The 24,029-nt window shown below is 40.3% G+C and carries 23 protein-coding genes; 4 read left to right on the forward strand and 19 right to left on the reverse strand.

Annotated features, from left to right (window positions below; genetic code table 11):
* Positions 1 to 148: 148 nt before the first annotated feature.
* The 3 genes from OC530_RS01755 to parE form a co-directional block, all read right to left on the reverse strand.
* Positions 149 to 1,447: a DNA cytosine methyltransferase gene (locus tag OC530_RS01755; RefSeq protein ID WP_262078988.1), complete on the reverse strand. Its 1,299-nt coding sequence runs from the start codon at positions 1,445 to 1,447 to the stop codon at positions 149 to 151.
* Positions 1,444 to 2,595: a hypothetical protein gene (locus tag OC530_RS01760; RefSeq protein WP_262078990.1), complete on the reverse strand. Its 1,152-nt coding sequence runs from the start codon at positions 2,593 to 2,595 to the stop codon at positions 1,444 to 1,446. Before OC530_RS01760 ends, OC530_RS01755 begins: the two co-directional genes overlap by 4 nt.
* An 81-nt stretch (positions 2,596 to 2,676) precedes the next feature.
* Complete coding sequence (gene parE / locus OC530_RS01765; RefSeq protein ID WP_262078992.1) at positions 2,677 to 4,626, reverse strand: DNA topoisomerase IV subunit B; 1,950 nt, start codon at positions 4,624 to 4,626, stop codon at positions 2,677 to 2,679.
* Positions 4,627 to 4,761: 135 nt separating this feature from the next.
* Between parE and plsY the strand changes: the two genes are divergently transcribed.
* Positions 4,762 to 5,403: a glycerol-3-phosphate 1-O-acyltransferase PlsY gene (gene plsY, locus OC530_RS01770; protein ID WP_000628795.1), complete on the forward strand. Its 642-nt coding sequence runs from the start codon at positions 4,762 to 4,764 to the stop codon at positions 5,401 to 5,403.
* 51 nt (positions 5,404 to 5,454) lie between these two features.
* On the opposite strand, the gene OC530_RS01775 is transcribed toward plsY, so the two are convergent.
* From OC530_RS01775 to OC530_RS01815, 9 genes are all read right to left on the reverse strand, one after another.
* Positions 5,455 to 6,411: an ABC transporter permease gene (locus tag OC530_RS01775; protein WP_000029124.1), complete on the reverse strand. Its 957-nt coding sequence runs from the start codon at positions 6,409 to 6,411 to the stop codon at positions 5,455 to 5,457.
* Positions 6,412 to 6,413: 2 nt separating this feature from the next.
* A complete protein-coding gene (locus OC530_RS01780; protein ID WP_049524890.1) occupies positions 6,414 to 7,472 on the reverse strand; it encodes an ABC transporter permease in 1,059 nt (352 codons plus the stop codon).
* Positions 7,465 to 9,000 carry an ABC transporter ATP-binding protein gene (locus tag OC530_RS01785; RefSeq protein WP_045606268.1) on the reverse strand — a complete coding sequence of 512 codons (1,536 nt, stop codon included), beginning with the start codon at positions 8,998 to 9,000 and terminating at the stop codon, positions 7,465 to 7,467. The genes OC530_RS01780 and OC530_RS01785 overlap by 8 nt, the downstream gene beginning before the upstream one ends.
* A gap of 142 nt (positions 9,001 to 9,142) precedes the next feature.
* Positions 9,143 to 10,195: a BMP family protein gene (locus tag OC530_RS01790; RefSeq protein ID WP_049543026.1), complete on the reverse strand. Its 1,053-nt coding sequence runs from the start codon at positions 10,193 to 10,195 to the stop codon at positions 9,143 to 9,145.
* 89 nt (positions 10,196 to 10,284) lie between these two features.
* Positions 10,285 to 10,674 (reverse strand): cytidine deaminase, encoded by a 390-nt coding sequence (locus tag OC530_RS01795; RefSeq protein WP_112443532.1) that lies wholly within the window; start codon positions 10,672 to 10,674, stop codon positions 10,285 to 10,287.
* On the reverse strand, positions 10,661 to 11,323 hold the full coding sequence (gene deoC / locus OC530_RS01800) for a deoxyribose-phosphate aldolase (RefSeq protein ID WP_112443531.1): 663 nt from the start codon (positions 11,321 to 11,323) through the stop codon (positions 10,661 to 10,663). The genes OC530_RS01795 and deoC overlap by 14 nt, the downstream gene beginning before the upstream one ends.
* Before the next feature lie 19 nt (positions 11,324 to 11,342).
* Positions 11,343 to 12,620 (reverse strand): pyrimidine-nucleoside phosphorylase, encoded by a 1,278-nt coding sequence (locus tag OC530_RS01805; RefSeq protein WP_112443530.1) that lies wholly within the window; start codon positions 12,618 to 12,620, stop codon positions 11,343 to 11,345.
* Positions 12,617 to 13,207, reverse strand: coding sequence for a class I SAM-dependent methyltransferase (locus OC530_RS01810; RefSeq protein ID WP_112443529.1), 591 nt, complete (start codon positions 13,205 to 13,207; stop codon positions 12,617 to 12,619). The genes OC530_RS01805 and OC530_RS01810 overlap by 4 nt, the downstream gene beginning before the upstream one ends.
* Before the next feature lie 208 nt (positions 13,208 to 13,415).
* Positions 13,416 to 13,820: a hypothetical protein gene (locus tag OC530_RS01815; protein ID WP_112443528.1), complete on the reverse strand. Its 405-nt coding sequence runs from the start codon at positions 13,818 to 13,820 to the stop codon at positions 13,416 to 13,418.
* 362 nt (positions 13,821 to 14,182) lie between these two features.
* On the opposite strand from OC530_RS01815, the gene coaA reads away from it, so the two are divergent.
* From coaA to OC530_RS01830, 3 genes are all read left to right on the forward strand, one after another.
* Positions 14,183 to 15,103 carry a type I pantothenate kinase gene (gene coaA, locus OC530_RS01820; RefSeq protein WP_000180505.1) on the forward strand — a complete coding sequence of 307 codons (921 nt, stop codon included), beginning with the start codon at positions 14,183 to 14,185 and terminating at the stop codon, positions 15,101 to 15,103.
* A gap of 67 nt (positions 15,104 to 15,170) precedes the next feature.
* Positions 15,171 to 15,407 (forward strand): 30S ribosomal protein S20, encoded by a 237-nt coding sequence (gene rpsT / locus OC530_RS01825; protein WP_001274000.1) that lies wholly within the window; start codon positions 15,171 to 15,173, stop codon positions 15,405 to 15,407.
* Positions 15,408 to 15,459: 52 nt separating this feature from the next.
* On the forward strand, positions 15,460 to 15,984 hold the full coding sequence (locus OC530_RS01830; protein WP_262079007.1) for a DNA topology modulation protein: 525 nt from the start codon (positions 15,460 to 15,462) through the stop codon (positions 15,982 to 15,984).
* 23 nt (positions 15,985 to 16,007) lie between these two features.
* Here the strand turns inward: OC530_RS01830 and deoD are convergent, their stop codons facing one another.
* The 7 genes from deoD to rpiA form a co-directional block, all read right to left on the reverse strand.
* Positions 16,008 to 16,718 carry a purine-nucleoside phosphorylase gene (gene deoD, locus OC530_RS01835; protein ID WP_000022097.1) on the reverse strand — a complete coding sequence of 237 codons (711 nt, stop codon included), beginning with the start codon at positions 16,716 to 16,718 and terminating at the stop codon, positions 16,008 to 16,010.
* Positions 16,719 to 17,516: 798 nt separating this feature from the next.
* Positions 17,517 to 20,264 carry a thiol-activated cytolysin C-terminal domain-containing protein gene (locus tag OC530_RS10195; protein WP_316043865.1) on the reverse strand — a complete coding sequence of 916 codons (2,748 nt, stop codon included), beginning with the start codon at positions 20,262 to 20,264 and terminating at the stop codon, positions 17,517 to 17,519.
* A gap of 43 nt (positions 20,265 to 20,307) precedes the next feature.
* Positions 20,308 to 20,517 carry a hypothetical protein gene (locus OC530_RS01855; protein WP_240148104.1) on the reverse strand — a complete coding sequence of 70 codons (210 nt, stop codon included), beginning with the start codon at positions 20,515 to 20,517 and terminating at the stop codon, positions 20,308 to 20,310.
* A gap of 201 nt (positions 20,518 to 20,718) precedes the next feature.
* Entirely contained in the window at positions 20,719 to 21,528 is an 810-nt protein-coding gene (locus OC530_RS01860; RefSeq protein WP_138702284.1) for a purine-nucleoside phosphorylase, read from the reverse strand.
* Complete coding sequence (locus OC530_RS01865; RefSeq protein WP_138702283.1) at positions 21,525 to 22,085, reverse strand: DUF1697 domain-containing protein; 561 nt, start codon at positions 22,083 to 22,085, stop codon at positions 21,525 to 21,527. The genes OC530_RS01860 and OC530_RS01865 overlap by 4 nt, the downstream gene beginning before the upstream one ends.
* Position 22,086: 1 nt before the next feature.
* On the reverse strand, positions 22,087 to 23,298 hold the full coding sequence (locus OC530_RS01870) for a phosphopentomutase (RefSeq protein WP_112443520.1): 1,212 nt from the start codon (positions 23,296 to 23,298) through the stop codon (positions 22,087 to 22,089).
* Between the two features lie 13 nt (positions 23,299 to 23,311).
* On the reverse strand, positions 23,312 to 23,995 hold the full coding sequence (rpiA, locus tag OC530_RS01875) for a ribose-5-phosphate isomerase RpiA (RefSeq protein ID WP_112443519.1): 684 nt from the start codon (positions 23,993 to 23,995) through the stop codon (positions 23,312 to 23,314).
* Between the last annotated feature and the right edge of the window lie 34 nt (positions 23,996 to 24,029).

The raw sequence follows: 24,029 nt of genomic DNA on the forward strand, positions 1-24,029 counted from the left end.
TTAACCAAACGACCCTTTCTGTAGTTTATTGTGTTTAAAATTTGTTGCTTCAATGAGTAATAAGGAATTTTACACAGTATTTAAGGCGTGTTCAACTCCTTATATATCTATTCTAATTCAAAAGCGTAATCATTACCTAAATGTGGCATCAATCATTATTTGAAAGCGATGAATAATATTGATCTAATAACTTTACACATTCTTGAGCAATTGCTTGTGCTAATTGTGGAGGAACTGCATTACCTACATGTTCACAACGCTTGCTATGTGTTCCAAAAAATTTATATTTGAGAGGAAATCCTGTAATAGTAGCCGCTTCCCTCACAGTTATACTTCTATGTTCCTTAGGATGAACTGGAAAATTACTGTGCCCAGGAACCAATGTTGGACTCGGAGAATTACCATCTAATCTCATAGTAGAACCTCTTGAATAGAATTTACTGATTTTCAAATCAGCAGGGAGTTCATCAATATGATTAGCTATACTATCTCCTTCAGGGATATATTTAAAACGTTCAATCGTTCTTGGGCTATGATTCATTGGATGATTATCAGCATCTTCATGATCACTATAATCAATCATTGCCAATGCATCATTAACAGTTTTAACACGTGAAAGTTTTAAATATTTTTTTGATAAATAAGGCTTAAAAACAGATTCACTCATATACTTAGGTTCCGGAAACGAAAAATCTATTTCAATATCATTACGAACAGCCACAATGATAACTCGTTCACGCTTTGTTGAAGAACCATACCAAGAAGCATTTAAAATAGAAGTATAAACTTTATAACCTAAACGATCATAAATCCTTCTAATATCCTCCATTACTGATATATAATTCTCAGATTTTTCAATACGAGAAAGTAGAGATTTTTTCTTATTTCTAAGTTTTTTTCCTTCTTCCTCGAATTCTGGAGTAACTTGTTGAATTTTACGAAGTGCTGCTTTACGTCCCTTGTAATTTTCAAGTTCCGTCCAAAGTTTCATTATTTCTTCTTTTAATTCATCTTCATCATCTTGTCCAATATAAATTTTTGCATTTAAAATTCCTGGAACATTTTCGACAATCGAAATCTTTGGTAAAAATTCCTCCACCAATTCTAATTGTTTATGGTAAAGATAATTCCTTTCGTCAATAGGATTACGTTCACCTGCTAGACTGAAACTCTTGCAGACAACACCACCAAAAAAAACATCTATTTCTCCCTGTTCTACTTTTAAACGTTGACGTAGTGCAACAGGATTTAAGTCTGTAATAGAAGTGTTGTCCACAACAGCCTTTTCTTCCACTAAGTTAGGATTATTGTACACTAGTGTTTTCAAACAGTCATCAACGAAATCATTAACATAGACTGTTCTGAAATTTTCCCACATAAAACCTAAATGAGAACCACCAGCACCAACAAAAGTCTCAAAAATAGTATAACCAGTATTTGCTGTCATTTTAATATTTCCCTCATTAAGTCTTTCTTAATCTTTAAATATTCATCAACATAGTTTTGAGCCACTGAAAATTCTTCAATTTTCTCACATCTACTCTTACTTGTTAAATCTTTTGGAATAAAATTAATTGTTCTTTTCGCACTTCGAGGCTCAAACGAGATACAACCAATATCGTCTCTCATGATATTCAACCAACTTGAAATATAACGACTATCGCTATCTGTCAAAAAAAGAACATCTTTTCCATTATATTTGCGACGTATTTTCTCAGCAATTTCAGTATTTCTAAGTGAAACAATACCAACTTTATTAGCATTTTCTTCTAAAACTGTCATCAATTCATCAATAAATGGAGCAATATAGTCCTCATAAATAGAATTGATAAATTCGAACACTGATACATTCGACAGCGTTCCTGCTGCTTGGGTTAATTTATTATTTCTTCCAATTAATCCATAACTTGATAGCGAAATAAACGCATTTCTCCAATTTCTATTATTAATAACATGAATCTTCCTCAAATAGCTCCGTTCTATTACATCTCTGTTTAAGTAACCTTTAAATTCATGTAGCAATTTCAAAAACTGTAGAAGAATATAATGTTCAAAGATTCTTGTATCTCGTACATAGTACTGACTAATTGTGGTCAAATCATTTTCTAATGCATCTGAAAGTTTCTCCAGTTCATTCTTATCAATCAGACGAACACGATTATTATTTTCGTGCACTTCTAAGATAGATGAATTTTCAGGGTATCTGAAACGCCCTATATTCAGGCTTGTATTCCTAATAAATGAAGAAGGGATAACTAGTACATTATTATTACAATCAGAAGAATAAGATATATTTGCAAATCTACGTGGACTAATTTTCTCATCCTGAAAGTACTCATACTGGAAAAGTTGTCCTACTCCACGGACATATTCAGTCACTCCAATATCTGCCCTCTTACATTCTAAAATAGCCTTCATCTCATCTTTGCTACTATCATAGATTATAAAATCAGAGGTAATACCATTTATAAATTCTATTTCACGCTCAAATTGACTGGAATTTGGAAAATTAAATAACACTTTAATATTTTCTTGGATTTCACAGCTATCAAAAATTCGTTTTTGAAATTCTTTTTCTTGAATGGTTTCTGACATAGTTGTTAGCTCTCTTTCAAATATAGTTACCTAGTTTTCTTAACTAATATTCACTAGCATATAAAACATTTCTAAATATCCCTAAAACACCATCTCTCCACTCTCTTCCAGCGTAAACTTGACATTGTCCTCAATCCACTTACGGCGTGGTTCTACTTTATCCCCCATGAGGACATTGACGCGGCGTTCGGCGCGTGCTAGGTCTTCGATTGTGACACGGATGAGGGTGCGGGTTTCTGGGTTCATAGTTGTTTCCCAGAGCTGGTCCGCATTCATCTCACCGAGACCTTTATAGCGTTGGAGGGTAGCACCTTTACCAAACTGCTTGCGGAGTTCTTCTAGCTCTCCGTCCGTCCAAGCGTAGGCCACTTCTTCTTTCTTACCTTTGCCTTTGGACATCTTGTAAAGAGGCGGAAGGGCGATATAAACGTGTCCTGCCTCAACTAGGGGACGCATGTAACGATAGAAAAATGTCAAGAGCAAGGTCTGAATATGGGCACCATCGGTGTCCGCATCGGTCATGATAATGATCTTGTCATAGTTGGTATCTTCAAGGGAGAAATCTGCTCCCACACCCGCACCTATAGTATAAATCATAGTGTTGATTTCTTCATTTTTGAGAATATCCGCCATCTTGGCCTTGGCTGTATTGATAACCTTACCACGAAGGGGCAAGATAGCCTGAAACTTACGGTCACGGCCTTGTTTAGCAGAACCGCCAGCAGAGTCCCCCTCGACTAGATAGAGTTCATTCTTAGCTGGATTCTTAGACTGGGCTGGGGTCAATTTTCCAGACAACAAGCCCTTATCTTTCTTATTTTTCTTCCCATTTCGGCTCTCATCACGCGCCTTACGTGCTGCTTCACGAGCATCACGGGCCTTAATAGCCTTGCGGATGAGATTAGAAGCCAATTCTCCATTTTCCATAAGGAAGAAGGTCAACTTATCAGCTACAATTCCATCCACAACGGGACGAGCAAGAGGGCTTCCTAGCTTGTCCTTGGTCTGACCTTCAAACTGGAGGTGTTCTTCAGGAACAAGGATAGAAAGAACAGCCGCTAGTCCCTCACGATAGTCGGAACCTTCAAGATTTTTATCTTTTTCCTTGAGAAGCCCCGTCTTACGCGCATAGTCGTTCATAACCTTGGTAATGGTAGACTTAAGTCCAGTCTCATGTGTTCCACCGTCCTTGGTACGAACATTATTAACAAAGGACAAGATGTTATCTGAAAATCCGTCATTATACTGAAGCGCAACTTCCACTTGGAAACCATTGTCTTCCCCTTCAAAGTATAGAACTGGCGTCAAGGTTTCCTTATCTTCGTTCAGATAAGAAACAAAGTCTTGTACCCCATTTTCATAGTGAAACTCAACAGACTCATCTGTTCGCTTGTCCGTCAAGGACAAGGTCACATTTTTTAAGAGAAAAGCTGACTCATTGAGACGTTCTGAAATGGTATTGTACTTGAAGTCTGTCGTAGAAAAGATACTGGCATCTGGCATGAAGGTCACTTTGGTACCTGTTTTTGACTTAGGTGCTGTACCGATTTTCTTCAAAGTCGTGACAGGTTTTCCACCATTTTCAAAACGTTGCTTATAGATTGCACCATCACGAGTAATTTCTACTTCTAACCAGCTAGAAAGGGCATTAACAACGGAAGAACCAACCCCGTGGAGACCACCAGATGTCTTGTAGCCCCCCTGACCGAATTTCCCTCCGGCGTGAAGAATGGTAAAGATAACCTCAACAGTTGGAATTCCCATCGCATGCATACCAGTTGGCATTCCACGTCCGTGGTCTTGAACCGTTAAACTTCCGTCTTTATTGATAGTTACATCGATACGATCACCAAACCCAGACAGGGCTTCATCGACTGCATTATCGACTATTTCCCAGACTAGGTGGTGGAGACCAGCACCATCGGTCGATCCGATATACATCCCTGGACGTTTTCGGACCGCATCCAACCCTTCTAGCACCTGAATGGCATCATCATTATAATTGTTAATATTGATTTCCTTTTTTGACACAAGGAACCTCCTATTCGTTCATCTTTACTATTCTACAGGTTTTCCATGGATTTTGCAAAATTTTTCTTTCTCCGATGTGACAATTTCAGAAGTGATTCTCTGCCTTTCTTTTCCATTTCATGATATAATAGGAGTATGATTACAATAGTTTTATTAATCCTAGCCTATCTGCTGGGTTCAATTCCGTCTGGTCTCTGGATTGGACAAGTATTCTTTCAAATCAATCTGCGCGAGCATGGTTCTGGTAATACTGGAACGACCAATACCTTTCGCATTTTAGGTAAGAAAGCTGGTATGGCAACCTTTGTGATTGACTTTTTCAAAGGAACCCTAGCAACGCTTCTGCCTATTATCTTTCATCTGCAAGGCGTTTCGCCTCTCATCTTTGGACTTTTGGCTGTTATTGGCCATACCTTCCCTATCTTTGCAGGATTTAAGGGTGGCAAGGCTGTCGCAACCAGTGCGGGAGTGATTTTCGGATTTGCGCCTGTCTTCTGTCTCTACCTAGCGGTTGTTTTCTTTGGAACCCTCTATCTTGGTAGTATGATTTCGCTGTCTAGCGTCACAGCATCTATCGCAGCTGTCATCGGAGTTCTACTCTTTCCACTTTTTGGTTTTATCCTGAGTAACTATGACCCTCTCTTCATCACTATTATCCTAGCTCTTGCTAGTTTGATCATCATTCGCCATAAGGATAATATCACACGCATCCAAAATAAAACTGAAAATTTAGTCCCTTGGGGATTGAACTTAACCCATCAACATCCTAAAAAATAAAACGCCAGTTCATTCTGTACTGACGTTTTTTGTATGCTATTAATAAGCCTGTTATTTTGATTTGATATAGTTGATACCATCTGCTTTTGGTGCGACTGCTTTTCCAAAGAAGGCTGCCAAGACAAGAATTGTCAAAACATAAGGTGCGATTTGAAGGTAAACTGCAGGCACTCCTTGTAGGAATGGCAATTGAGATCCGATAACAGCCAAACTTTGTGAAAGTCCAAAGAAGAGACTAGAAAGCATGGCTCCGATTGGATTCCATTTTCCAAAAATCATCGCAGCAAGAGCAATAAATCCAGGTCCAACAATAGTTGTCACTGAGAAGTTAACTGAGATGGATTGAGCATAAATCGCTCCGCCAATTCCACCTAGGAAACCTGAAATAATAACCCCTAAATATCTCATTTTATAGACATTGATTCCCAAGGTGTCCGCTGCTTGAGGGTGTTCACCGACAGAGCGAAGACGAAGACCAAATCGAGTCTTGAAGAGGATAAACCAAGCGAGGAACGAGAAGGCAATCGCCAGATAACCAAGTAGACTAGTTGACTTGAAGAAAATATCACCGATAACTGGTATATTTGCCAAGACTGGGAAATCAAAGCGTCCAAAAGTCTGACTTAGGTTGTCGGTTTGTCCTTTGTTATAAAGTACTTTCACCAAGAAAACAGCCAAGGCTGGCGCCATCAAGTTCAATACCGTACCGCTGACAACATGGTCTGCACGGAAATGAACCGTCGCTGCTGCGTGGATGATAGAGAAGAGGCCTCCAACCAATCCTGCTACAAGCAAGGATAGCCATGGAGTTGCTGCTCCAAATTGTTCTGCAAATTCAAGGTTAAAGACAACTCCAGAAAAGGCACCCATAACCATAATTCCTTCAAGGCCGACGTTTACCACACCACCACGTTCAGAGAAAACACCACCAATACTTGTAAAGATGAGGGGTGCTGAGTAAATCAGCATAGAAGACACCAAGAGGGTGAGCAAGGTTGTAATAGACATCTTTACTTACCTCCTTTAACTTGTTTTTTAGGTTTGACAAAGCGTTCGATAAGGTAATGAACACTGACAAAGAAGATAATAGACGCTGTTACAATGCTGACAAGCTCAGATGGTACCTGCGCCGCATTCATACCTGGGGCTCCAACTTGGAGAACACCAAATAGGAAGGATGCAAAGAGAATACCAATTGGTGAGTTGGCCGCAAGCAGACTAACCGCCATTCCGTTAAATCCGACGGCTAATGATGCGCCTTGAACATAGACGTTCTGGAAGGTTCCAAGTCCTTCAACAGCTCCACCAAGACCTGCCAAGGCACCTGAAATAATCATTGATAGGATAATCGTTCGTTTTGCAGAAATACCAGCGTATTCTGAAGCATGTGGATTAAGACCAACCGCACGGATTTCAAAACCAAGGGTTGTTTTCTTGAGCATGAACCAAATGACTGCAACGGCAATGAGAGCAAAGAAAATACCGATATTCATCCGTGAATTACCAGTCAACTCAGCCAACCAAGGTGTCTGATAGGTTGCATTAGTACCAACACGAATTGTCGAATCTGTACTTTGCATAAAGTCTTTAGGGAAGGCATGGATAAAGGCATTCCCTACATACAAGACAATGTAGTTCATCATGATGGTTACGATAACCTCTGACGTCCCTAGATAAGCCCTAAGAATACCTGGAATCGCGCCAACAATCCCTCCAGCAATCAAGGCAATCACGATAGTTGCTAGAATCATCAAGGGACGTGGCATATCTGGATGCGACAAAGCAAACCAACCACTAAGAATCCAACCAGCCAAGGCCTGACCAGGAAGCCCGACGTTAAAGAAACCTGCACGACTGGCAACAGCAAAACCAAGACCAATCAAGACCAAAGGCCCCATAGCACGGAAGATTTCTCCAATCCCACGCAGACTACCAAAGGCCGTGTAGAACAATTCTTCGTAGCCCCAAATAGCATCATAACCGAAGATCCACATGACAATGGCTCCAAGTAAAATTCCTAGAAAGACAGAAATCAAGGGAACCGAAATTTGTTGTAGTTTTTTAGACATCACTCTTCTCCTTTCCCAAGTTTCCACCAGCCATCAAGACACCAAGTTCTTGTTTATTGGTTGTTTCTGGTGACACAATACCTTGAATCTTACCATCGTGGATAACGGCAATACGATCTGAGACATTTAAAATCTCATCTAGTTCAAAGCTGACAACAAGGACAGCCTTCCCATTATCACGCTCTTCAATCAAGCGTTTGTGGATATATTCAATGGCACCGACATCCAAACCACGAGTTGGCTGGCTGACGATAAGGAGATCAGGATCACGATCAATTTCACGAGCAATAATTGCTTTTTGTTGATTTCCTCCTGAAAGTGCAGCTGCAGGAACAAATTCACTGGCAGCACGAACATCAAATTCTTCCATTAGCTTTTTAGCATAAGAAGTAATATTTGAATAGTTCAAAATTCCATTTTTACTATGTGGTTCTTTATAGTAAGTTTGAAGGGCAATATTTTCAGAAATCATCATTTCCAAAATCAAACCATCACGGTGACGGTCTTCTGGAACGTGCCCAACACTTAGCTCTGTAATTTGTCGTGGATGCAAGCCTACAATTGAATCTCCTTTTAGCTCAATGCTACCAGATTCAACCTTGCGAAGACCTGTAATGGCTTGAATCAGTTCAGACTGACCATTTCCATCAATCCCTGCAATACCAACAATCTCTCCCGCTCGAACATCCAAGGACAGATTTTTCACAGCTGGAACACCACGGTTTTCATTGACCACCAAATCTTTGATTGACAAGACCACTTCTTTTGGTTGAGAGGCTTGTTTCTCTGTTTTAAAGGAAACAGAACGTCCTACCATCATTTCTGCCAAATCAGCATTAGTAGCTCCTGCAATTTTGACGGTTTCAATTGATTTCCCACGACGGATAACTGTAACGCGGTCAGAAACTGCACGAATTTCATCCAACTTGTGGGTAATCAAGATAATTGATTTTCCTTCTTTGACAAGATTTTTCATAATAGCCATCAATTCCTCAATTTCTGATGGAGTCAAAACAGCCGTTGGTTCGTCAAAAATAAGAATATCAGCTCCCCGATAAAGGGTTTTTAAAATTTCTACACGTTGTTGGGCTCCAACTGAGATGTCTGCCACCTTGGCAGAAGGGTCCACAGCTAAGCCATAACGTTCAGAAAGAGCCTTGATTTCTTTGCTAGCTCCAGCGATATCTAGCACACCATTTTTAGTCAATTCACTACCTAAAATGATGTTTTCAGCCACTGTGAAGGCTTCTACCAACATAAAGTGCTGGTGAACCATTCCGATTCCCAAGCTAGCCGCTTTAGATGGGGAGTCGAGATTGACAACTTGACCGTTGACCACAATTTCACCACTAGTTGGTTCAAGAAGCCCTGCTAACATGTTCATGAGCGTGGACTTACCAGCCCCATTTTCTCCTAAAAGTGCATGAATTTCACCCTTTCGTAGGTGCAGGTTGATTTTGTCGTTGGCAACAAATTCACCAAACACCTTGGTAATATCACGCATCTCTATGACATTTTCGTGTGCCATGTGCTCTTCCTTTCAGAGTCTTATTTTATTTCAATAAAACTTGCTAGTTTGTCTAGTAGCAAGCTTTACTGAGACAAAATGACTTTGTCTCAACTCTTAAAAAGCGGCCGATGGCCGCTTCCTAAGAAATAACTTCCATCCATTATTTTGCAGGAACTTTTACGCTTCCATCAAGGATTTTAGCTTTAGCATCTTCGACAGCTTTTTTACCTTCTTCTGAAAGGTTAGTTGTTACCAAGTCAACCCCTTTATCTTTCAATGAGTAAACGATCACTTGACCGCCAGGGAATTCACCTTTTTCTGCCTTGTTAGAAATATCTTTTACAGTTGTACCAACTTGTTTCAAAGTAGATGCAAGAACAAAGTTTGATTCTTTGCCATCTTTAGAAGTGTATTTACCTTCTGCTTCTTGGTCACGGTCAACACCGATAACCCAAACTTTTTCATTTTCAGGACGGCTTTCGTTGAGTGATTTTGCTTCTGCAAAGACACCAGCACCTGTACCACCAGCTACTTGGTAAACAATATCTGCACCGGCTGCGTATTGTGCAGCTGCAATTGTTTTACCTTTAGCAGCATCACCAAATGAACCAGCGTAGTCAACTTGGACTTTGATAGATGGGTCTACTGACGCAACACCAGCCTTGAATCCTGCTTCAAAACGAGAGATAACTTCTGACTCCTGCCCACCTACAAAACCAACTTGTTTTGTCTTAGTTGTTTTTGCTGCAGCTACACCTGCAAGGTAACCTGACTCATTATCAGCGAAAGTTACGCTCGCAACATTCTTTTGATCTTTAATCACATCATCAATCAAGACATAGTTCAAATCAGTGTGCTCTGCTGCTGCATCTTTAACTGCATTGTGAAGGGCAAAACCAACACCGAAGATTAGGTTGTAACTTCCAGCCGCTTGTTGCAAGTTGTTAGCGTAGTCAGCTTCACTTGTTGATTGGAAGTAAGTGAAACCGTTATCTTTTGAAAGATTGTGTTCTTTACCCCAAGCCTGCAAACCTTCCCAAGCTGATTGGTTGAATGATTTGTCATCAACACCACCAGTATCAGTGACGATTGCTGCTTTTGTCTTCACATCAGAAGATGAATCTGCCTTACGAGAAGAGCGGTTACCACATGCAGCAAGTCCAACTGCTGCCACTGCTACTAGGCCAAGACCTAGCCATTGTTTCTTGTTCATTACTGAACCTCCTAAATAAGATGTGCAACGATGTTGCAAGTATGGATTGGTTGGCCACAAGGACCGTGCCACTCAAAGAGCGACTCAGACTAGTTTAAGTCTGTAAAAGAATATGGAAGTAATTCCCCGACCGTCATCTCGACCGTCGATTTATCTTTTGCGACTAAGGTCACTTTTAGATCTTGTTCAAAAAATTCGACCATTACTTGGCGACAAGCACCACATGGTGAAATTGGTTTTTCAGTTTGACCATAAACAATCAGCTCTGAAAACTCTCTTTGCCCTTCAGATACAGCCTTAAAAATGGCTGTTCTCTCACCGCAATTGGTCAAAGGATAGCTAGCATTTTCGATATTCACTCCCGTGTAAACACTTCCGTCTTTTGCCACTAAAACTGCTCCGATAGGAAAGTGAGAATAGGGGACATAGGCACGTTTGCTGGTTTCAATTGCCAGTTCAATCAACTCAGTAGTCGCCATCTGCCAATTCTCCTTTTAGAATTGCTACTCCAGCTGACGTTCCGATACGGGTCGCCCCTGCTTCCACAAAGGCAAGAGCATCTGCATAAGAACGAGCTCCACCAGCAGCCTTGACACCCATATCAGGCCCAACTGTTTCACGCATCAATTGAACATCTGCTATCGTAGCGCCACCAGTTGAAAAGCCAGTAGATGTTTTAACAAAATCAGCTCCTGCTTTTTGGGCTAATTGACAAGCCACAACTTTTTCTTGATCTGTCAGAAGGCAAGCTTCAATAATGACTTTCACTAACTTGTCACCACTTGCTTCCACGACTGCGCGAATATCTGACTCTACCAAGGCTAAATTGCCTGATTTGAGAGCCCCAACATTGATTACCATGTCAATCTCATCAGCCCCATTTTGGATAGCTTCTTTTGTCTCAAAAGCTTTCACAGTTGAAGTTGTTGCTCCCAAGGGGAAACCTACTACTGTGCAGACCTTGACATCTGTGCCTTCAAGCCCTTTTTTGGCATGTTCAACCCAGGTCGGATTAACGCAAACACTGGCAAAATCATACTCCCTAGCCTCAGACAACAAACAATCAATTTGATTTTCTGTTGCATCTTGTTTTAAAAGCGTATGATCGATATATTTATTTAATTTCATATTCGGATTCTCCTGCAGTTTATGAGATAATTTCTATAATTTCTCGTAAACTTTGCACCCTATCATTTATTTTAACATATTTTTGAAAATCTGTAACTAGCTGAGGAAAAATTTTTCCATTTGTGTATACTTTTGCAACAATTTCTCCCTTTTGAACGGAATCTCCAACTTTCTTTTCAAAAACAATTCCTGTTTCATAGTCCAAGGCATCAGACTTGACTGCACGGCCTGCCCCCAGTCTCATAGCATAAAGCCCAAATTCCATAGCTGGAAGAGCTGAAATGACACCCGTTTCCTGAGCAGGTATTTCCACCACATGGGCTACATTTACAGAACGATAGAGGTCTTCTAAGTCTCCACCTTGGGCTTGGACCATCTCCTCAAACTTAGCAAGCGCTTGGCCATTTTCAAGATGTTGACGAACTTCTTCAACTGTCTTGTTTACATTTGCCAGGCCAAGCATAATTTGAGCCAATTCACAGATGAAGTGGGTAATATCCTGACGTCCTTGACCTTGTAAAATCTCAAGTGCTTCAAGAATTTCTAGACGATTTCCAATCGCTCGTCCCAAGGGCTGACTCATATCGGTAATCACTGCTACCGTTTTTCTACCAACTGCCTTACCAAGTTCCACCATAGTTTGAGCCAACTCACGCGCCTCATCAACCGTCTTCATGAAGGCGCCCTCACCGACAGTCACATCTAGTAAAATAGCATCCGCTCCTGCAGCGATTTTCTTGCTCATCACCGAACTCGCAATCAAAGGAATCGTGTCAACAGTTGCGGTCACATCACGGAGAGCGTAGAGAAGCTTATCTGCTTTGACCAGCTGGTCTGATTGCCCAATGACAGATACACCAATATCCTGAACTTGACGAATGAAATCTTCTTGACTGCGTTCCACTTGATAGCCCTTAATGGACTCCAATTTATCAATTGTCCCACCAGTATGGCCGAGACCACGACCACTCATTTTTGCCACAGGAACACCAAAGCTTGCAACAAGAGGAGCCAAAATCAAGGTTACCTTATCGCCGACACCACCAGTAGAATGCTTGTCAACTTTCACACCATCAATGGCAGACAGGTCAAACTCTTGCCCAGTCTTGACCATCTTCATAGTTAGGTCAGAGATTTCTCGTGTCGTCATTCCTTTGAAATAAACAGCCATAGCAAAGGCAGACATCTGATAATCAGGAACAGTTCCTGATACATAGCCTTCTACCAGCCATTCAATTTCACTCGAAGTCAGTTCTTGACCGTCTCGTTTCTTTTGGATTAAATCAACTGCTCTCATTCGTTCACACTTCTAAGGATATAGTATCCCTTATCTTTTTTGACGATTTCACAATTACCAAATACATCTTCCATCTTGGACTTAGCACTTGGAGCCCCTTGTTTTTTCTGGATAACGATAGTCAAATCCCCACCAGTTTCCAAGAAATCTTTACTTTTCTCAATGATTTCATGAACTACTTGCTTGCCTGCACGGATAGGAGGATTGGAAATAACATGGTCAAATGTACCTTCAACTTGTTCATAGATGTTGGACTGGAAAATCGTCGCTTCTACTTTATTTCGTTCAGCATTTTGTCGCGCCAAATCCAAGGCACGATTATTGATATCGACCATGGTCGCCTGAACTCCATAAGCCTTAGCTAAAGACAAGCCCAAAGGTCCGTAACCACAGCCTACATCAAGGACAGTTTCTCCTTGGTTGACCTCTAGACACTTGAGCAAGAGTTGACTTCCGAAGTCAACCATTTTCTTGCTAAAAACACCCGCATCCGTCAAAAAGGTCATTTTTTCTCCCAACAAGTCCACTCTCAACTCATGAATGTCGTGAGCAGCGTCAGGATTTTCTGCATAATACATTTTACTCATGAAACTATTTTACCATAATTTGACTTAAATTGTAAATCGTTTACATATCCAGAATGAGACAAAAAGATTGAAGGAAGTTGCTTTACAATAGCTCCCCTTCAATCTCTTTCAACCTTTATAAGCAAATAGTATTTCATCTAGGACTACAGCTATCATTGACATGATAAAACAACAAATTTATTGTCTATAATCAAGCGCATTTTTATGACTATTGCTTAACCTTAAAATACTTTATTATCAACAGGATTCCCAATAAGATGTTTAGATAAAAGCCCAACTGATACGTTTTTGTCAGGAATTCCAAACTTGTCCAAAGTCGTATCAAATCTTCTAGTGACATGCGGAAGAAATAACCCTCTGTCGCAATCCACAAAATCAAAAATAGATAACTACCCGCAACAAGCCATTTCGTCCACCGTTTTTTTAGTAGGCAAGCAATCAAGAGTGAACAGATAAAAACAACTGTTACAATGGCATGTTCCATCAAAAAAGTAAAACCGTAATAGATTTCCACAAAGCGTCTACCATTATCCGCATTGACTCCTTTTATAAAAGGTAGAGCAAAACTTAAAATAAAACAGAGTTCCAATATATAACTTTTTAAGATTTTCATGACACACCTCCTATAAGTTATAAACCCAAAAGCCCCCTTTATAGCTGATAAGTCAGTAGAAAGCGGCTCCTCCTACTTCATCAATAAATTGTTCATCCTCTATCTACTTCTATCTACTTCTATCTACTTCTATCTACTTCTATCTACTTCTATCTACTTCTATCTACTTCTATCTACTTCTATCTACTTCTATCTACTTCTATCTACTTCTATCTACTTCTATCTACTTCTATCTACTTCTATCTACTTCTATCTACTTCTATCTACTTCTATTATACGATATTGGCTTACTATTATCAAGAAACCGCTTTATTTTTTTAGCTTTTTATGGTATGATAGACAAAATATCTAGGGGAAAACAAATGACCAACGAATTTTTACATTTTGAAAAAATCAGCCGCCAGACTTGGCAATCTTTACATCGAAAGACAACACCTCCTTTGACAGAAGAAGAATTGGAATCTATCAAGAGTTTTAATGACCAAATCAGTCTTCAAGACGTTACAGATATCTATCTCCCCTTGGCTCATCTGATTCAGATTTACAAGCGAACTAAGGAAGATTTGGCCTTTTCAAAAGGAATTTTCCTCCAACGTGAAAGTAAATCTCAGCCTTTTATTATTGGGGTTTCTGGGAGTGTTGCCGTTGGAAAATCAACAACCAGCCGACTATTGCAAACCCTGCTTTCTAGAACTGTAACTGATGCTAGTGTTGAGTTGGTTACAACTGATGGTTTCCTCTATCCCAATCAAACCTTGATTGAGCAGGGGATTCTAAATCGTAAGGGATTTCCTGAAAGCTATGATATGGAAGCTCTTCTCAACTTCCTGGATCGCATCAAAAATGGACAAGATGTAGATATTCCTGTCTATTCTCATGAAGTCTACGACATCGTACCCGAGGAAAAGCAAAGCGTCAAAGCTGCTGATTTTGTCATTGTTGAGGGAATAAATGTCTTTCAAAATCCACAAAACGAGCGTCTCTATATCACCGACTTCTTTGACTTTTCCATCTATGTTGATGCTGGAGTGGATGATATTGAGAGTTGGTATCTGGACCGTTTCTTGAAAATGCTGAGCCTAGCCCAAAACGACCCTGAAAGCTACTACTATCGTTTTACTCAAATGCCAATTGGGGAAGTGGAATCCTTTGCTCATCAAGTCTGGACCAGTATCAATCTCACAAATCTACAAAATTATATTGAACCAACTAGAAATCGTGCAGAAGTGATTCTTCATAAAAGCAAGAACCATGAAATCGATGAAATTTACTTAAAAAAATAATTTTCCCTTGTCAAAACGTAAGTTTTCAGATATAATGGTATAGTTAGTAAATATGGAGGTAAGAACATTGGCAAACATTAAATCAGCTATCAAACGCGCTGAATTGAACGTTAAACAAAACGAAAAGAACTCAGCTCAAAAATCAGCTATGCGTACTGCTATCAAAGCTTTCGAAGCAAACCCATCTGAAGAACTTTTCCGTGCTGCTAGCTCAGCTATCGATAAAGCAGAAACTAAAGGTTTGATTCACAAAAACAAAGCAAGCCGCGACAAAGCTCGTCTTTCAGCTAAACTTGCTAAATAAGAAACAGTCCATAGAGGCTGTTTTTTTGTCTCCAAATAGGAAAAGGTAGAAAATGAAAATTGCAATTATCGGATATTCTGGTTCTGGTAAGTCAACGCTAGCTGAAAAGTTATCTCTCTACTACTCCATCCCAAAACTTCATATGGACACACTCCAATTTCAACCTGGTTGGCAAGACAGTGACCGTGATTGGATGTTAACCGAGATGAAAAATTTTCTCACCAAGCATGAAGCTTGGGTCATCGATGGTAATTATTCTTGGTGTTTCTATGAGGAAAGAATGCAGGAAGCTGACCAAATCATCTTTCTCAATTTTTCACCATTTACCTGTCTCTTTCGGGCCTTTAAGCGTTATCTTAAATACCGGGGAAAAGTCAGAGAAAGTATGGCAGCTGGTTGTCAAGAACAATTTAATTGGGAGTTTATCAGATGGATTCTCTGGGATGGGCGGACTAAAGCTCAAAAAGAAAATTACCAAAAACTTTGCCAAGAATATTCACATAAAGTCACTATTCTTCGAAATCAGAGAGAGCTAGATCAATTTCTGGATAAGAAAAGGAAGTCCTCCAATTCATAAAAGGCTTCCTTTTTTGACTATAATTATTCTGCAATCAAGGTTTCTAATCCAACCTTCATCATATCGGTGAAGGTATTTTGACGTTCTTCTGCAGTTGTATCTTCATCTGGATTAACTAAACTATCTGAAATAGTCATAATAGCTAAAGCATCAACATGGTGTTGAGCAGCAAGATAGTAAAGAGCTGCTGCTTCCATTTCCACAGCCTTGACTCCCCATTTACCAAGTTCGATGTTCTTTTCAAAGTAGTTTGAATAAAAGACATCAGAAGACAAAACGTTCCCAACGTGGGTGGTCATACCGAGTTCTTTAGCGATATGGTAGGCCTTATCAAGCAAATCAAAGCTAGCAATTTGTGGAAAATCGTACTGTGGCCAGTCATTACGGACGATGTTTGAGTTGGTTGCAGCTGCCTGTGCCAAAACTAATTCACGGACGTGAACATCTTCATTCAAAGAACCTGCAGTTCCCACACGGATCAATTTTTTCACACCGTAGTCAACAATTAACTCACGCGCATATATAGAGATGGATGGCATTCCCATCCCAGTTCCCATGACAGATACACGGTGACCCTTGTAAGTACCAGTATAACCAAACATGTTACGCACTTCGTTAAAACAAACAGCATCTTCAAGGAAATTCTCCGCAATAAATTTCGCACGAAGAGGATCCCCAGGAAGAAGAATTTTATCAGCAATTTCACCCTGCTGAGCAGCAATATGGATAGACATAATTTATGATACAAAGAGCGAGAAGAAAACGACTGAAAATTAGGAATCTGATGAGAAATCCTGATTTCTCATCAGATTATCTATTTTCCAAGTTTTCCGCTCGTGTTCAAATCAGAACACACGCTCTACCTTTCTTTATTGTATATTTAGGATAGCGACAGAGAACAAAGTAAAAATAGGAAACTGACGAAGCATCGATGATGCTAGACAGTTTATCTTTTTTACACAGTTCTCCGCCCGTATTCAGTTCAATGAATACAGTTAACCCATCCTTTCTTTTTTCTAAAATTTATAATCAGAAAGATACCAAACCCGTCAAAAAGCGAAGGGGGAATAGGAGTTGGGCGCAGTGAGCGATACTCGCCAGACCAACTATCTTTTTCCCACTGCTTTTAGGGTGGGGTCAATTCCTTTCTTTCTTAATTTTGATGATATTGAGAAGATTAGACCGGCTTCAATTCAAACCCGAACTCCCTTTCTCTTCTGATTTTTTAGAAAAGTTTTCCACTCGTGTTCAAATTAGAACACCTCACTCTACCTTTCTGTTTATACTCTTCGAAAATTTCTTCAAACCACGTCAACGTCGCCTTGCCGTATATATGTTACTGACTTCGTCAGTTATATCTACAACCTCAAAGCAGTGCTTTGAGCAGCCTACGGCTAGTTTCCTAGTTTGCTCTTTGATTTTCATTGAGTATTAATTTTGTTCTTTCACAGAGAGCTACCTGAGTTCTATTCAAGCTCAGGTAGTTCTTCTCTTATAAACTAAATCATCTCATTATTAAATAGTAGGATTTTTTACAAGACATCGTCATCAGAAATCTTAGAATTTAATGTTGTTCCCCAATGGGTAATTTTACGGTGGGGTTGAGCTAAAATTGGTCTGTTTTCATAGATTGTTTGCCATCTATTCCATAGTAGACCTGTCTTTTTCTCAATCTTAATTCGCAGATTTCTCATATTTTCTTTGATTGGGAGGTTGAGGACAAAACCTGCAGTCTGGTTGCGACCGTTTCCTTCCCAAGAACGACTACGAACAACTTGGTTTCCATCTTTGTCTACTGTAACTTCTTCCCAAGTTATAGAGTAGCGAGCAATGTAAGCTCCACTATGTTGAATTGTCAATGTTTTATCTTTGGCAGGAGTCTGACTGATTGGTTGAACTGGCTTAGAAACTTGTGTCGCTGTCTCACCATTCGTAACTATAAAGCGGAAAACTTCAACTTCTGCAAGACTGAGGGCTTGATTGTTCTTACGTAGTTGCACACGAACACGGCGTCCCAATTTCCCATTTAATTGAACATCCAAGCTCGTTCCGTCAAGTTTAGAAACATACTGTCTAGCAACTTCTTTCCCTTTTTCATCATATAAAATCACATCAAAGTCTGACAGACGTTTAGAAAGCTCTCCATCCCCACGGTTATGAAGGCGAACAAGTCCTACCTGTTCTGTACGACCTAAATCAACTTCCCACCAAGGTTGATTTTCAAACTTAGTATGAGTGATAGATTGTTGACTATAACTACTATTGGTATTGCCATCCAAGGCACGACTAGCATCTCCACCAAAATCAGTAGAACTTTGCTTAGCTTGTTTTTTCCAAGCGATATTCTCAGCACGATATACTTGGACTTCTGCAAGACTGAGAGCATTATAGCCTTCTAGCTCAATCCGAACATAGCGCGCTTTTTTATGGTTAATCGCAATTTGTGCTGACACATCTTTAAGAGATGCTATACGTTTTCTCTCAATTTCTTTACCAGAACTGTCTAAAAGAATGACATCAAAGTTTGCCAATCTATCCTGGGCAGTGTCTGTGCGGTTGTAAATATTGATTTGGCGAATGGTTTCTTCTTTAGCCAAATCTACTTGCCACCAAGGCTTGGATTGGAAGTTGGTATGAGTGACAGAATTGTGGCCATAGTTACCATCAACTTTGCCATCCACAGCTCTTCTAGCATCTCCTCCGAAAGCTGTCGAACTTTGAGTAACCTGTTTTCCTAAGGCAATATTTTCCATTGGTTCAGCGCTTGGTTGACTAGAAGATTGAGGCAGAGCCTGTTTCTTAAAGAATCGCACTTTATCCAATTTCGGATCACGATAACCATGTTTATCCAAGGTAGCTCGTTTACCAATATTAAAGTTAGGAATATCATTCATTCGACTTTCAAAATAGCCACGAGAACGGTGTTTAAATCGTGAATTACCTGTAAATGTAACAATATCACGATCATTATGAATCAATGGAGTCACAACATTATCATTATCAACCACATAATGCTTAATTTTTCCGCTAACAGCTAATTTACGGCTTTCCAAACCAACATCCCAGAAACCATTCTTAGCATTCCAAACAGTTCTGGAAGTAATCACTTTAGGAGCACTGAAAGTCGTCACTTTTCTCAATACATGATTATAAAAATCAGGATATTTTTGGTAAGCTTCAACCGCTGCAATCTGAGCTAGGTATCCTCCAAGAGAATGACCTGTCATATACAACTTGGTAATACTTTTATCCTTGGCTAATTCCCCAACAACCTTGCGGATATCATCTGCTTGAGCTGGTTTATTTCCACCTAATAAAACCAAATCTGCACTTAAGTCCTTGGCGTCATTAACTCGCGTTCCACGAATAGCCAACATGTGCACCGTTCCATCTTTGAGATAAGGAAGGTCGCTCTTGGTCTCAAATAAGAAAGCATCCAAACCACTATCTGTATGGTAGGCTTTTTTCATTTTCCAGAAAGGAGCCAATTCATTGTGCATGAGTTTGTATTCTTGACGGTCAAGATAGAGACTAGGGAAAGGATTCTTATGATCTAAAATTTTCTCAATATAATCATCGTCTCGATAGGCTAACTCCATAAAGAGAAGAGAATCACGATCTGTGACATACCATTCTTTCTTATTGTCATCTTCTCCATCTGCCAAACCATCCCCATCACTGTCTGCTAGCAAGGGATGACTGTTATATCCTAGATAATCCTTACCATCTTTGTTGTAAACATAAAGTTCATCTTTGTTTTTGATGCCATCTTGGTCATCATCCCCTTCCAAATCAAGAACTTTTTCACCATAGAGAGATTCATCAATCAAATCATTTTCTAAATGCAATTCCCCTTTGGAAATCTTCACCAAATCTTCTGCGGTTAGAGAACGAGTATTTGTTGGTTTTTCTGTCACAACTTCTTCTTTAGTTTCTTCTACAGGAGCATGAACAGGTGAGTCTTGAGCTGGCTCTGTCATCTCTACTTTTGACTCTTCCCTTTTGTTTTCAAGAACTTCACTTGCTTCCGGAAGCGGTTGAGGAGCTAGTCTTGGCTCCTCTCTAAGAGGAGTTTCTAGTTTTGGAGCAACATTTTCCGGCTCTCTCAATTCCTCCTTAGAATCTGGCACTCTTGTTGCCACTTCAGATGTTACATCTTGTTTTACTTCATTGGCTGAAATTCCAGCTGGAGCTAGAAATGCGAAGCCGACTGCAACAGATACAACTCCGATACTTAATTTTTTTATGCCAAAGCGCATAATTCGTTGACCAATTTTCATTATTTCTTATCTTTCTTTTCGTTTATTTATAAGCAGACTCAAACTAAATCTCCTTGTCCCCTATATAAGACAAGGTTGAGAAATTCAGAAAGTAATACTCTTCGAAAATCTCTTCAAACCACGTCAGCGTCGCCTTACCGTAGATATGGTCACTGACTTCGTCAGTCTTATCTACAACCTCAAAACTGTGTTTTGAGCAACCTGCGGCTAACTTCCTAGTTTGCTCTTTGATTTTCATTGAGTATAAATTCATTCTTATCTTTCCTTATCATCCTAGTCTGCTTGGTAGGAAGCTAATGCTAGTATCCTAGAATCTTGTCTTTCACAATGCTAACTGTCAGACTCTTTCAGGTACAAGAGTAGGAAGAACCCCATAGTCTACCTATGTTTCTTCTTTATTCCGAATAGTCAACCATGAAAGGAAAGAGGCATTCCCCCTTTTAAATCTTTTTTCTTACAATTCTGCAAGAATAGCTTTAAGCAAGCCTTTGAAATCACCTTTGACACGTTCGGTTACTTCTACAACTTCTTCGTGATTGAGTTCTTCTTGGAAACCAGCCGCAAAGTTAGTAATACATGAAATTCCTAGAACTTTCAAGCCAGAGTGGGCTGCCACGATCACTTCAGGAACAGTAGACATACCAACTGCATCTGCTCCCAGTGTCTTATAGGCACGAATCTCTGCTGGTGTTTCATAAGTTGGACCAGTTACACCGATATAGACACCTTCATCAAGCTTGATACCCAGTTTTTTAGCTACTTCATGGGCAGTAGCACGGTATTCTGGTGTGTAGGCCTTAGACATATCTGGAAAACGAGGACCAAAGTCATCCAAGTTTTCACCTATCAATGGGTTTTGTCCTGTCATATTGATATGGTCTGAGATAGCCATCAAAGTACCAGGACCAAATCCGATACCACCAGCCGCATTGGTTACAATGACACCTTCACATCCGAGGACTTTCATGACACGAACTGGGAAAGTCACGACTTCCAGAGGATTGCCTTCGTAGAAATGGAAGCGACCTTGAAGAGCCAAGACCTTGCGACCTGCAAGTTCCCCATATACCAATTTACCAGCGTGGCCAACTACTGTTGAACGGCCCCAGTTTGGAATATCAGCATAATCTACTACAACTGGATTTTCGATTTCTTCTGCCAATTCTCCAAGTCCTGACCCAAGGATTAGACCGAACTCAGGCGCTTGGATTCCCTTTTCTTTCAGGAAGGCAGCTGTTTCATTGATTTTATCTAAAAATGTCATTGTGTGTCTCCTTTTTTAGTTTTTAGCATTTGACCGATTTTGTCAAAAGTTTTAGCATTGCGAATGGTAATGTGGCGATAGAAAGGCATCTTGAGCAGATCCTTGTGATAGGCAGTTTTAGAGTAGGTTTCTTCAGAAAATTTCCCCCAGAAAATACCAAGTTTTCCAAAATGAAGAACTTCATCTTCCAGTTTTAAACTGTCTACTTTCTCGATGACTTGATCCACATCCAAACCCTCAGTGTAAAATAGGACGTCTTTTCGTTCCAAGTCTTCGCTCCACCAAGCTGGGAGATTTTCCACTTCTGCTTCATAGTCTTCCTGACTCAGTAAAGAAAAGCTCTGAATAAATGGATAATGGGCTTCAAAGAAAGTCTCTAATTTTTCAATCAATTGGGCTTTTAGCCCTGTCGAAGTAAAGAAAACATTGCCACTGTTGATGTAGCTTTCAACCTTTTCCAGTCCCAAATCTGTCAGTTCTTGACGAAGCTCCGCCATGACGACCTTATTCTTGCCACCAACATTGATGCCTCTCACCAGCAAAGCATAGCGAGTCATCTTATACCAATTTATCTAAGAAACTTTCCCCAATCATAGCAGTTTCCACACCAAAGTTATCGGCAACAGTCGCTGAAATATCTGCGAAATGTCCGACTGGAATGACGCCATTTCCTTTAAAGGCAGGACTGTAAGCCAAAAGTGGGATATATTCGCGAGTGTGGTCTGTTCCTGCGTAAGTTGGGTCGTTCCCGTGATCCGCAGTAATCAAGAGAAGGTCGTTCTCTCTCATGGCTGCGATAATTTCAGGCAAGCGCTCATCAAACTCATGCAAACAATCACGGTAGCCGTGAGCATTACGACGGTGGCCGTAAAGGGCATCAAAGTCAACCAAGTTTGTGAATGAGAATCCTTTTTCAAATTCAGCAAGGCCCATGGTCTTCAATAGTGTATCAATTCCATGGCTGTTTGACTTGTTGTGGCCCATGTCATGGTTGATACCAGCACCGTTAAAGATATCGTTGATTTTACCCACAGCATAAGTATCGATACCAGCTTCGTTCAATTTATCCAAAACAGTTGGGGCAAATGGAGATACCGCCAAGTCACGACGGTTTGCCGTACGAGTGAAGTTACCTGGTTCACCTACATAAGGGCGAGCAATGATACGACCTAGAAGGGCAGGGCGCTCAAGGGTAATCGAACGAGCGTATTCACAGATACGGTACAATTCATCAAGAGGAATGATGTCTTCGTGGGCAGCAATTTGCAAGACTGGGTCAGCTGAAGTATAGATAATCAACTCTCCAGTTTCCATCTGACGTGGTCCAAAATCATCGATAACAGCCGTTCCTGAGTAAGGTTTGTTGGCTTCACGAATAACCTTGCGTCCTGAGAAATCTTCGATTTTTGTCAAGATTTCTTCTGGGAATCCGTTCCAAAAAGTATCGAAAGGTTCAGTAATATTGAGTCCCATGATTTCCCAGTGACCAGTCATGGTATCCTTACCAAGAGATACTTCTTCCAATTTCGTCGCATATCCTGTTGGATTGCTTTCAGCTGGTACCGTCTTAAGAGGAGTTTCACGAGGAATATTTCCAAGACCTATTTTAGCCATGTTTGGGACATTCAAACCAACTGTTTTTGAAATGTGTCCCAGTGTGTCAGAGGCACCATCTGGAACCCCTGCATTGACAAAGTTATTGGCATCTGGTGCAGCTCCGATTCCTACAGAATCCAGTACTACCAAGTGAATACGATTAAATTTAGACATCTTATGCCCCCTTCTATTTTTCTTTTCTTGAGGTTAAAATCTGAACGCCATCTTGTCCAGCAACGATGACCTTATCCACCATTTGGTTGAATAAGCCGTGCTCCACGACACCAACGACATGGTCCAATTCTTGTCCGAAAGCAATTGGATCTTCAATGACATCCAAGGCAAGGTCAATGATAAAGTTCTGCATATCGGTCACAAAACGTTGGCCATCTTTTTCACGGAAACTTGGTTTGTAGCCAGCTCGTTCAAAACGACGAAAGACCTGCTCTGCACCATACTGAACCACTTCTACTGGCAATTTAAAAGCACCTAGTTTGTCTACCAGCTTGCTTTCATCCACCACCCAAATATATTCTTTTGAGGGCGTTGCTACAACCTTCTCCATCAGAAGGGCACCACCACCGCCTTTGATTCCGTTAAACTGGCTATCCACTTCATCCGCCCCGTCAACCGTCACATCAACCAAGTCTACTTGGTCAATAGACTTGAGCGGGATGTTAAGACCTTCAGCCTGTTTACTAGTCACACTAGAAGTTGTTACAGCTGTAATCTGCAATCCTTCTTCCTTGATACGACGACCGATTTCTTCGACAAAATAATAGGCAGTCGAGCCTGTTCCAAGTCCAACGACCATTCCATCGCTCACGAACTCAGCAGCCTTGATACCTGCCATTTTCTTCAGATTTTCCACCGATTTACCTCCATCATTCTCAGTTCTTATTTTA

It is taken from the genome of Streptococcus sp. Marseille-Q5619 (assembly GCF_946901205.1).
Lineage (GTDB): Bacteria > Bacillota > Bacilli > Lactobacillales > Streptococcaceae > Streptococcus.